The organism is Micromonospora sp. NPDC049089, assembly GCF_040648775.1.
Lineage (GTDB): Bacteria > Actinomycetota > Actinomycetes > Mycobacteriales > Micromonosporaceae > Micromonospora.
Genome location: NZ_JBEZEH010000227.1, coordinates 1 through 11115 on the forward strand (window position 1 = coordinate 1; position 11115 = coordinate 11115).

The 11115-nt window shown below is 73.1% G+C and carries 10 protein-coding genes; 3 read left to right on the forward strand and 7 right to left on the reverse strand.

Going from position 1 to position 11115, the window contains the following annotated elements; all coding sequences use genetic code 11:
• From AB0B48_RS28590 to AB0B48_RS28600, 3 genes are all read left to right on the forward strand, one after another.
• The coding region (locus AB0B48_RS28590) for a C39 family peptidase (RefSeq protein WP_357206883.1) at positions 1-552 on the forward strand (552 nt) is incomplete at its 5' end.
• Between the two features lie 248 nt (positions 553-800).
• Positions 801-1715, forward strand: a complete 915-nt coding sequence (locus tag AB0B48_RS28595; RefSeq protein ID WP_357206885.1) for a DUF1996 domain-containing protein — start codon at positions 801-803, stop codon at positions 1713-1715.
• Positions 1716-1786: 71 nt separating this feature from the next.
• Entirely contained in the window at positions 1787-2380 is a 594-nt protein-coding gene (locus AB0B48_RS28600; RefSeq protein WP_357206887.1) for a DUF305 domain-containing protein, read from the forward strand.
• Positions 2381-2465: 85 nt separating this feature from the next.
• Here the strand turns inward: AB0B48_RS28600 and AB0B48_RS28605 are convergent, their stop codons facing one another.
• From AB0B48_RS28605 to AB0B48_RS28635, 7 genes are all read right to left on the reverse strand, one after another.
• Positions 2466-3287: a CoA ester lyase gene (locus AB0B48_RS28605; protein WP_355010238.1), complete on the reverse strand. Its 822-nt coding sequence runs from the start codon at positions 3285-3287 to the stop codon at positions 2466-2468.
• Complete coding sequence (locus AB0B48_RS28610; protein ID WP_357206889.1) at positions 3287-4474, reverse strand: CoA transferase; 1188 nt, start codon at positions 4472-4474, stop codon at positions 3287-3289. Before AB0B48_RS28610 ends, AB0B48_RS28605 begins: the two co-directional genes overlap by 1 nt.
• A complete protein-coding gene (locus AB0B48_RS28615) occupies positions 4471-6420 on the reverse strand; it encodes an SUMF1/EgtB/PvdO family nonheme iron enzyme (protein WP_357206891.1) in 1950 nt (649 codons plus the stop codon). Before AB0B48_RS28615 ends, AB0B48_RS28610 begins: the two co-directional genes overlap by 4 nt.
• Entirely contained in the window at positions 6417-7355 is a 939-nt protein-coding gene (locus AB0B48_RS28620; RefSeq protein WP_357206893.1) for a ribokinase, read from the reverse strand. Before AB0B48_RS28620 ends, AB0B48_RS28615 begins: the two co-directional genes overlap by 4 nt.
• Entirely contained in the window at positions 7352-8713 is a 1362-nt protein-coding gene (locus AB0B48_RS28625; RefSeq protein ID WP_357206894.1) for an ADP-ribosylglycohydrolase family protein, read from the reverse strand. Before AB0B48_RS28625 ends, AB0B48_RS28620 begins: the two co-directional genes overlap by 4 nt.
• Positions 8710-9879, reverse strand: a complete 1170-nt coding sequence (locus tag AB0B48_RS28630; RefSeq protein WP_357206896.1) for an ADP-ribosylglycohydrolase family protein — start codon at positions 9877-9879, stop codon at positions 8710-8712. Before AB0B48_RS28630 ends, AB0B48_RS28625 begins: the two co-directional genes overlap by 4 nt.
• A 4-nt stretch (positions 9880-9883) precedes the next feature.
• Positions 9884-11115, reverse strand: a 1232-nt coding sequence (locus AB0B48_RS28635; RefSeq protein WP_357206898.1) for a sugar ABC transporter substrate-binding protein, incomplete at its 5' end; no start/stop codon positions are given.

Below are 11115 nucleotides of genomic sequence, written 5' to 3' on the forward strand. Positions count from 1 at the left end.
AAGCCGGCCACCCAGACGCAGACCGACCGCAAGGGCCACGGCGAGCGGGAGCTCGGTGTGCGCTACGAGGCCCAGCCGAACTTCTACTACTGCGGGCCCGCCGCGACCCGTAACGCTCTGAGTGTGCAGGGTAAGAACATCAACGTTGATGACATGGCCAAGGAGATGGGCACCACCGAGGCCGGCACCAACTCCATCAACGACATCACCCCCGTGCTGAACAAGGAGACCGGTAAGAACGACGCCTACCGGTCCGTGGAAATCAGCACCCCCGACGCCGATGCCAAGCAGACCGATCAGCTGCGCGCCGACATCGTCCGCACGGTTGACGACGGTAGGGCCGTGGTCGCGAACATCGCCGGGACCAGCACCGACACCAACGGTGTGAGCCACTCCTACGAGGGCGGGCACTACATCAGCGTCGTCGGCTACCGAGACAACGGCAGCACCGTCACCATCGCCGACTCCGCCGACCCCAACCAGGCCGCCTACCAGATCAGCGTCGAGCACCTCGCCGACTGGATCGCCACCCGCGGCTACGCCACCAGCTGACCCACACCAGCACACCACGCACACACACCGAAGGGCCGGACCCCCACGAGGGTCCGGCCCTTCGTCGTCTTTCCACCATCTGCGGCACGTATTGACAATTGTCGACTTCAGCGTGAGGCTGGGAGCAGTGAGAGCGCTCTCTCGCACCCGGCCCAACCGGCCACCACCCAGTCTGGCCAGGCACAACTCCGATGCCTTCGGCGGCGGCGCCGGAGCTGTCCCTGACCCGTCCCCCGACAGGAGTCACGATGGACAGGGCCGCACCCCTCTCCGGCATCCCCCGCCGACTGCGCCTCGCCACGGCGATCGGCGCCCTGCTGGTGCTACTCGGCACGTACCTGGTGTCCACCACCAACCGGGCCGACGCCGCCCCCGGCCAAGCCGGCGCTGACTTCGGCGCCAACGCCATCCGGGTCGCCGAGTTCCCCGCCGACTGCACCTACAGCCACCGGCTGCCGGACGACCCGATCGTCTTCCCCGGGCTGCCCGGGGCGTCGCACATGCATAGCTTCTTCGGCAGCACTGTGACGAATGCCAGGACCACCCTCCCCGACCTGGTCAGCTCGCCCACCACCTGCAACCCGCAGGTGGACGTCTCGTCGTACTGGGTGCCGACCCTGTACCGGGACAACGTCGCGGTGGAGCCGGCGATCGCCACGTTCTACTACCTGGGCGAGGGCGTACGCGCCGACGTCGTCGCGAACACCCAGCCGTTCCCGCAGGGGTTGCGGCTCGTCGCCGGCAACGCGAAGGCCACCGGGCCGAACGACAGCATCGCCCGCTGGTCCTGCCTGCACGCCGGGCACGTGCCGCCGTCGAAGGACTTCGTCAACTGCCCGTCGGGCACGATGCTGGAGTCGTACCTGGACTTCCCGCAGTGCTGGAACGGCCGTGACCTCGACTCGCCGGACCACAAGAGCCACCTGGCGTACCCGGTGAACCAGGCCTGCCCGAGCACCCACCCGGTGCACGTGCCGAAGTTGCGTCAGGTGCTGCGGTACCCGGTCACCGGCGATCCGTCGCGGTTCCGGCTGGCCTCCGGGCCGGGCTACACCATGCACGGCGACTTCTTCAACGCCTGGCCGGTCGCGGAGTTGGCCCGCCGGGTCCAGGACTGCATCCGTCCTGTCATCAAGTGCGGTCACGACGGCCGACCGATCTGAGCGACAGCTCCACACCACGTCGGCGGGTCCGGTCACCCGGGCCCGCCGCCCTGGTTGGGAAGGGAGATCGGATGCGCCAGCCCGCAGCCTCCACGGTGCTCATCGCCGTGCTGCTCGTCGCCGGCTGCGGCCCCGGGCCACGCGACGCGGTCAGCACCGCCACACCACCCGTGGCCGCGCCACCGGCGACGACCACGCCGACCCCCACGGGTACGGCGTTCAACCCGACCGACGTCGCCTGGCTGCAACTGACCGTGGCGATGACCGAACGCCTGCTGCCCGTCCTCGATCTGGTGCCGGGGCGGACCACCGACCCGGCCTGGCGGCAGACGGCCACCCAGGTGGCCACCACCCGACGCGCCGATCTGGAACGCGCCCGCCGGCTACTGGCCGACGCCGCCGCCCCGACCACGAATCCGCACGAGGGCCACGACATGCCGGGCATGGCCACCGCGCAGGAGATGGCCGCGCTGCGGGCGGCCAACGGGCAGCCGTTTCACCGCCTGCTCGCCGGGCACCTGCGGGCGCATCTCGCACAGTCGGTCCGGATCGCCACCGCAGAGCAGCAGAGCGGGGCCCAGCCGGCGACCATCGCGCTGGCGGCGGCCGTGGTTCGGTCCGGCACCGCCGACCTCGAACGGCTCGATCACCTCGACCCCGCGTAGCCGCGCGCTCAGTGGGCGGTCGGGCGGAGCCGACGCTGGCAGGCGGATAGCCGCACCGACGTCTTGGAGGAACAGCCGGCGCGGCTCAGGCGGCGTAGCGGGCGGCGAGGTCGACGACGCGCCGGGCGGCGGCCACCATCGCCCGGTCGGCGAAGCGGCCGTCGGGCAGCACCACGGTCCCCGAATCCCGCTGGTGCGCGTCCGCCACGGCGGCCAGCAGCTCCGCGGCGCGCGCCACCTCCCGATCGGCCGGGCGAAACGCGTCGACGATCACCGGGAGCTGGCGTGGGTGGATCGCCGCACGGCCGAGGAAGCCGAGCCGTCGGCCCGCCGCGCAGGAGGCGGCCAGACCGGCGAGGTCGACGACGTCGGCGTACACCGACATGGCCGGCGGGGCCAGACCGGCCGCGCGGGCCGCGACCACCACCCGGCCGCGCGCCCAGAGCAGCCCGTCGTCGTCGCTCACCCCCAGATCCGAGCGCAGGTCGGCCTCACCGAGCCCGATCGAGGCCACCGCCGGGTGAGCGGCGGCGATCGGGTACGCGGCCTCCAGCCCGGCCGCCGACTCGATCAGCGGGTGCAGGGGCACGTCGACCCGCTCGGCGAGGGCCGCCAGCGTCGCGGCCGACTCGACCTTCGGCAGCCGCAGTCCGGCCAACCCGGGCCGGCCGGCCACCGCCGCCAGGTCGGCATCGAGGTCCGGGCCGGTCAGCTCGTTGACCCGGACCTGCACGGGCACCGGGTGCGCCTCGGTGAGGAACTCGGCGACGGCGTCCCGGGCGTACGCCTTGCGTCCGGCGACCACGGCGTCCTCCAGGTCGAGGATGACCGCGTCGGCACCGGAGGCGACCGCCTTGGCGAACCGGTCCGGGCGGTCGCCGGGTACGTAGAGCCAGCTCAACAGCATCAGAGCACCCCCCGCTCGCGCAGCGCGGCCAACTCCTCGGCGCTCAGGCCGAGCGCGCCGAAGACCGTGTCGGTGTCCTGGCCGTGCCGCCGGCCGGCGTGCCGGATCTCGCCGGGCGTCTCGGTCAGGCGGAACGGCACGTTCTGCATCCGCACCTCGCCCAGCTCCTCGTCCGGCACGGTGCGCACGGTGCCCAGCGCGGCGTACTGCGGGTCGGCGAGGATGTCGCGCACGTCGTAGACGGGGGCGACCGCGGCCTGGGCCTCCTCGAACGCGGCCACCACCTCGTCGCGGTCCCGTTGCGACACCCAGGCGCTCACCGCCGCGTCCAACTCGTCGGCGTGGGCGGCCCGCCCGCTGCCGGTGGCGAACCACGGCTCGTCGATCAGCTCGCCGCGGCCGACCAGTCGCAGCACCCGCTCGGCGATGCTCTGCGCGCTGGTGGAGACCGCCACCCAGCGCCCGTCGGCGCAGCGGTAGGTGTTGCGCGGGGCGTTGTTGTTGGACCGGTTGCCCAGCCGGGGCTGGATATAGCCGAGCTGGTCGTACCAGGTGACCTGCGGCCCGAGCATCGCCATGATCGGCTCGATGATGGCGAGGTCGACCACCTGCCCGGCGCCGGTGGCGTCGCGGGCCCGCAGGGCAAGCATCACCGCGTATGCGGCGGCGAGCGCGCTCACCGAGTCGGCCAGCCCGAACGGGGGCAGCGTGGGCGGCCCGTCCGGTTCCCCGGTGGCCGCGGCGAAACCGCTCATCGCCTCGGCGAGGGTGCCGAAGCCGGGCCGGCGGGCGTACGGGCCGACCTGCCCGAACCCACTGATCCGGGTGATCACCAGCCGGGGGTTGACGGCGTGCAGCTCGGCCGGCCCGAGCCCCCACCGCTCCAGTGTTCCGGGGCGGAAGTTCTCCACCAGCACGTCGGCGTCGGCGAGCAGTCGACGCAGCAACGCGGCGCCGTCCGGGTCGGAGAGGTTGAGGGTGACGGTGCGCTTGTTGCGGCCGAGCACCTTCCACCAGAGCCCGACACCGTCGCGGGCCGGGCCGTGCCCCCGCGACGGGTCCGGCTTGGCCGGATGCTCCACCTTGATCACGTCGGCGCCGAAGTCACCGAGGAACGCCGCAGCGAGCGGCCCGGCGAAGAGGGTGGCCAGGTCGACGACCTTGACGCCGTCCAGTGGCGCGGTCACCGGGTCACCTCCGGCAGGTCGGCCGCACAACGGAAGCCGACCTGTTCCGAGCGGGCGAGGCCGGCACCGGTGAGCAGCAGCTTCACCGACACGTCCGCCGGTTGCGGGCCGCCGTCGAGGTACCAGTCGGAGCCCTCCGCCCGGTACTGGGCGCCGCCCTTGAGGATGGCGAAGCGGGTACGACCGTCGGAGTGCTCGCTCTCGGTCAGGTTCCACACCAGCGGTTCCCGCCGTACGAGCATCCCCGCCTCGGCGGCGACCTGCCACTCGTCCTCGGTGGGCAGTCGCAGCCCGGCCCACGTGGCGTACGCCCGCGCGTCGGCCAGCTCGACCCCGGTCACCGGGGCGTCGGCCGGACCGGAGCCGGCGGTGAACCGCTCCGGGCGCACCGGAACGTAGCCGGCGGCGCGCAGGAACTCGGCGTACTCGCCGTGGGTGACCTCGTGCATGGCGATGGCGAACCGGCCGAGCCGCACACTGCGCCGCAGCGTGCCGGGGTGGTGCAGCCGGGGCGGCAAGGGCTTCCACTCGTCGACGTAGGGCGCTTCGCCGTACAGCCCGGTCTCCCGTACCCGGTGCCGGACGACCAGGTCGTGCCGGCCGCCCTCGACGGCGACCAGGCCCTGGGGCACGTGCAGGCAGGGCGCCCACGGCGTACGGGCGCGCACCGCCGCGCGGGCCGGGAAGGACGGGTCGCCGGTCGGCGGCGCGTGCCGCTGCGCGGAGGCGGGTCCGCGCGCCACGGCCGCGATCGCGCCGGCCGGGAGCGGGCCGCCCACCGCCAGTCGACCGTCGGCGGTCTCGGTGACGGTCAACGCGGCACCGGTGACCAGGTCGACGAAGTGTCGGCCAGCGCTCGGGTCGGTGACCAGCCACGGGCCGTCGTGGTCCGCGCCCCGGTTCACCACCGTCCACAGCGGCTCGTCGTCGTGCGTCCAGCGGGACGCGTACACCTGGCCGTCGCCGGGGTGGTCGGCGAGCGGCACCCAGTCCTCGGCGCGCAACCACGCGGCGTGGCTGCTCTGCACCCGGCGCATCGCCCGCAGCACCGCGCGGTCGCGCTCGTTCCAGCCGACCCAGACGCCGAAGACGCTTTCCCAGACCAGCACGCCGACGCCGTTGAGCCAGGCGGAGTGCAGCTCGTCGAGGTGGTCGCGGTGCCAGCGCCGGGTGTGGTGCAGCACGTGCCGTCGCTCGAACCACTTCGCCCGCAGCACGCCGGGCACCTCGGAGTCGGCGAACCACTGCGCCCAGGACATGGCGTGGTCGGCGATGCGGGCCAGTGGCACCCGGCTCTCGCCCTCCAGGACCATGCCGGGGCGCACCGCGTCCAGCGCGGTGCGCAGCTCCCCGGCGCCCTCCTTGAGGGTGTCCAGGAAGACCCCGTCGACGCCGAGCTTGCCGGCCAGCGTGGCGACCTCCTCGGCATCACTGCCCACCTCGCGCCGGGTGCCGGTGTCCCACGGGTTGTAGTCGACGAAGACCCGCACCCCACGCCGCTGGAACGCGCGCACCACATCAGGTAGCTCCGGCACGTCCCGGTACCAGTCGAACTGGTTACGGTCGTCCAGGCCGATGACCGGGTACGCGTGCCAGAGCACCACCCCGTCGAAGCCGCCGAAGTCCCGCCCGGCCGCGTCGAGGAACTCGTCGACGGTGAAGACGCCGCGTTCGTGGTCGTAGAGCGTCTCGTCCCAGAGCCAGGCCAGGCAGACGCTGAAGCAGTCACCGGCGATCTCGTCGTAGTGCTCGCCGACGTAGCCGATCCGGTCCCGGGCGTCGACCCGCCACCGGGCGATCTGTTCCCGCCAGGCCGGCCAGTCGGCCGGGTCGGCGGGGGCGGCGAAGATCTTCGCCTCGTCCAGGGTGCTCAGGTCGGCGTGCCCGCCCAACGGCACCTCGGTCGGCCGGTCGATCGGGCGCGGGACGTACGGGTTGAAGCTCACGGTGCACCTCGGTAGGTCGCGTCGTAGAGGGCGTCGATGGCCGGCCGGTCGGGCAGGGCGGTGGACGCTCCGGGCCGCTGGGCACAGGCCGCGCCGGCGGCGCAGGCCCAGCGCAGGCTGGCGGTGACGGTGTCCTCGCTGCTGGCGCCGCCGCGTTCGGCCCAGCTCACGGCGAGCGCGCCGGTGAACGCGTCACCGGCGGCGGTGGTGTCCACAGCGTCGATCTGCGGCGCCGGGACCGCGAGACGCAGGCCGTGTCGATCGGCGTACGCGGCCCCACGCGCGCCGAGGGTGAGCACCACCCGGGGCACCAGCTTCAGCAGGGCGTCGAGCAGCACCGGCGGTTCGTCGGAGGCGACCTCGGCAACGACCGCCGCCTCGTGCTCGTTGACCACCAGCACGTCAACCAGGTCGAGCAGGGCGGCGGGCAGCGCGGCGGCGGGCGCGGCGTTCAGCACCAGTGTGGTGCCGTCGGCCCGGGCCCAGCTCGCCGCCTGGAGCACGGCGCTCAGCGGCACCTCCAGTTGCAGCAGCAGCACGTCGGCCGCCGCGATCGTCGCCCGGTCGTCCGCGTCCAGCTCGGTCAGCGTTCCGTTGGCGCCGGGCGCGACCAGGATGAAGTTCTCCGCGTCCCGGTCGACGGCGATCAACGCGACACCGGAGGGGCCGGCTGCGGTCCGCAGACCACGGACGTCCACGCCGGCGTCGACGAGACTCGCCCGCATCCGGGTACCGAACTCGTCGTCGCCCACCGCTCCCACGAAGTCGCAGGCCGCACCGGCCCGGGCGGCGGCGACGGCCTGGTTGGCGCCCTTGCCGCCGGGTACGGTCCGAAAGTTCTCGCCGAGCACCGTCTCACCGGGGCGGGGCAGCCGCGACGCCGTGACCACCAGGTCCAGGTTGCTGCTGCCCACCACCGCCACCCGCGCGCTCATGCCACGCTCCCTTCCGTCGCCGGCCGTGCCAGGGCGAGGGTCCGCTCGGCCAGCTCGTCGAAGCCGATCCCGTCGAAGCCGGCGATGCTGCTGGCCAGCCGGTTGCGCAGCGGGGCGACCCAGCGCTGCGGCAACCCGGACGCGCCGGTGAGCGCTCCGGTCACCGCGCCGACCGTCGCGCCGGTCGAGTCGGTGTCCCAGCCACCACTGACCACGGCGGTGATCGACCGTTCCAGGTCCCCCCGCCCGTACGCCAGGGCGGCGGCCACCAGCGCCGCGTTGTTGCGGACGTGCACCCAGTGCAGGTGGCCGTGTCGTGCGTACAGCTCGTCGACGACGCGTTCCCAGTCGTCGGTGCCCGCGCCGAGGGCGCGTGCCTCCCGGACCGTGGCGGCGAACCGGCTGTTCGGCGGCAGCACCGCCTCGGCGGCGTCCAGCACCTCGTCCACGGTGTCGGCCACCGGCGCGGCTGCCGACAGTGCCGCGGCCCAGAGCGCGCCGTGCACCCCTCCCCGGACGTGGCTGACCGTCGCGTCGCGTACCGCCAGTTCGGCGGCGCGGTCCGGCCGGCCGGGGTTGACCCAGCCGTACACGTCGGTGCGGATCTGCGCGCCGATCCACTCCCGGAACGGGTTGTGCCGGCGGGCGCTCTGCGGCGGCGGGTACCCGAGCAGCAGGTTGCGGTAGGCCACCCGCTCGGCGGTGAAGACCCGCCCGCCGGGCAGCCAGTCCAGCCACGCCTGCGCCACGTCGGCGCTGGTGAAGCCCCGACCGTGCGTCTCCAGCACGCGCAGGGCCAGCAACGCGTAGTTCAGGTCGTCGTCCTCGGGCATCCCGTCGATGTTCTCGGCGAGGCTGGTCGGCGCGCTGCGTCGGTTCCACGGCCAGCGGGCGGCCACGTCGGCCGGGAGCCCTTTCGCGGTGAACCAGTCGCGCAGTGGCCACCGGTCGGTAGCGGTGAGGATCTCCCGGATGCCCTCGCGGGGGATCTTCTCCACCGGCTTGCCGAGCAGGCATCCGACCGCCCGGCCGAGCCACCCGCCGTGCAGCCGGTCGTACGCCGCCTCTGTCGGCAGCGGCCAGGTGGTCGGCCACCCGGCCCGCAGCGAGGTCAGGTCGTCGGCCTCGTCAGTGGTGTCGACGGCGGGCACCGCGTCGGCGGCGTCCAGCAGCTCCGTGGCGAGGGCCCGCAGCTCCGGCGACGCCGGGTTCATCGACGCCCCGCTGACCGGTGGCGTCAGGTCCCCGCCAGCCGCCGTCCACCGCTGAGCGATCGCGGCGACGTCACGTCCCTCGTCCCGGCTGGCAGCAAGCTCGTGCGGCAGCAGGTCCTCCGGCTGAACCCAGGTGATCCTCACCGGGTCTCGCCCCCAACCCCCCGGGTGGCACCGGCGGCCAGCCCGGCGAACCGCTCCGCCCGGCGGGCGAAGCGGGCCTGGTCGCGCTCGAAGACCTCGCCGGCCACCGTCGCGAGGACCCGGGCCGGTTCCACCAGGTCGGTCTTGGAGGCGGTGGCGACCACGTCGGACCATTCCGCCGGCACCGCGTCGGCGCCACCGAGCGCCCCGGCGATGGCGGCGGCCATGGTGGCGGTGGAGTCGGCGTCCCGGCCGTAGTTGACCGAGCCGAGCACCGCGGCCCGGAAGTCGCCGCCCGCCACCACGAGCATGCCGAGAGCCACCGGCAACTCCTCGATGGCGTGCAGGCGACTGGGCCGCCGCGCGCCGAGGCCGGGGCTGCGGTACTCCTCCCCCACCGTGTCGTAGGGGGCGACCGCGGCCCGCAGCGCCGGGATGGCCTGTTTCCAGTCGCTGTGGCCGCGGGCCTCCTTGACCACCGCGTCGATGGCCGCGCGGGTGCCGTCGCGGGCCAGGTCCAGCGCCGCCGCGACGACGTCCTCGACGCTCGCGCCGGGGGTCGCGGCCGCCGCGACCGAGGCCGCGAACACGGCGGCGGCCTCCCGCCCGTAGCTGTGCTGGTGCGCGCCGGCGATCTCCACCGCCTCGGCGTACGCCCCGGCCGGGTCGCCCGCGTTGACGATGCCGACCGGTGCCATGTACATCGCTGCGCCACAGTTGACGATGTTGCCGACCCCGGCCTCGCGGGGGTCCGCGTGGGCGTGGTGCAGTCGGGTGACCAGCCACCGTTCGGCGGCGGCGAGCCGGTGGAAGGTCACCCCGTCGCGCTCCAGGTCGGGGATGTACACCACCCGCTCGATCAGGTCGGGAACCAGCAGGTCCACCACGTCGAAGGCATCGAGGTGGTCCCGTTTGGCCGCGTACGCGCGGACCAGGGCGTGGGTCATCAACGTGTCGTCGGTGAGGTGCCCGTCGCCCTTGTGGTAGGGCGCGAGGGGTCGCGCGGTGGCCCAGTCGGCGTGGTACGGGGGCACGATGCCCTCTACCCAGCCGCCGAAGCGGGAACGGATCTGCTCGGGCAGCGCCGTCTCGGTGGCGCCACCCAGGGCGTCTCCGACAGCGGCGCCGACCAGGCAACCAACCGATGTGTCGAGCAAGAGTGACATGTCGTTACCTCAGAACCTGCTTGCCACCGTCGACCAGCTGCGTGCCGAGCTGATCGAGGGTGATCTTGTTGGCGAAGTACTGCTGGAGGGCCGGGGTGGCGTACTTGGTCTTCCACTCCGGGTAGCCGTCGGCCTGCTGGAACGGGGCGACGGTCAGGTCCGCCGCGCTGTCCGCGGCGACGTCCCAGCCCTGCTTGCCGTCGGTGAGCTTGACCAGTTGCTCGTTGGCCTGCTTGCCGGTCGGCACCAGCCAGTCGCCCTTGGCCAGGGCGGCCATGTTCGTCGGGTTGAGGAAGTACTCCAGGAACTGCGCGGCCTGCTTCTTGTGCTTGCTGTCCTCGGAGATCGACAGCGTCTGCGGGTTGGCGGCCTGCTTGGTGGAGAGTCCCTTGATCGGAGGCAGGGTGACCCACTCGAAGCCGGCCGGCGCCTGCTCGACCATCTGCTGGCGCAGCGACACCGAGCCGGGCAGCATCGCGTACTTCCCGCCGAAGAAGCCGGGCAGGGTGTCCGCGCCGCTCATGCCGAGCGCCTCCGGGGAGGCGGACTTGGCGGTGTAGAGCATGTCGTGGATCCGCTTCGGGATCTCCTTCTCCGCGTCGCCGACCTTGACCTCGGTGCGCCCACCGTCGCCGTAGAAGAACTTGCCGTCGTAGTTGAGCGCCAGGTTGAGCACCCGGTTGGTCGGCGACTTCAACGCCCACGCCGCGCCGTACTGGCCGGGCTTGGTGAGCTTCTGCGCGTTGCTCTGGAACTCGTCCCAGGTCCAGCCGCCGTCGGCCGGCGGCACCGCGACACCTGCGGCGTCGAGCAGCTTCTTGTTGGCGATGACGACCTGCGACTCCAGCAGGAACGGCACGCCGGTGACCTTGCCGTCGACGGTGGCGGTGTCCCAGATGCCCTTGTCGATCTGCCCCTTCAGGTCGTCGGAGACCAGGTCGGAGAGGTCGGCCAGGTAGCCCTGCTTGCTGAACTCCCCGATCGAGGACGCCTCGTAGTGCACGATGTCCGGCGCGTCGCCGCCCTCGAAGGAGGTGAGCAACTGGTCGTGCACCGAGTTCCAGTCACCCTGGACGTACTCGACCTGGATGTCCGGGTGCTCGGCGTTCCACTTGGCGACCAGGTCCTTGTTGACCTGGAGCGACTCCTTCTGCCAGGCGAGGCTGAGGAAACGCAGCTTGGCCGGGCCGGACGCGGCCTCGTCGTCGCCGCCGGAGCCGCACGCGCTGAGCGCGC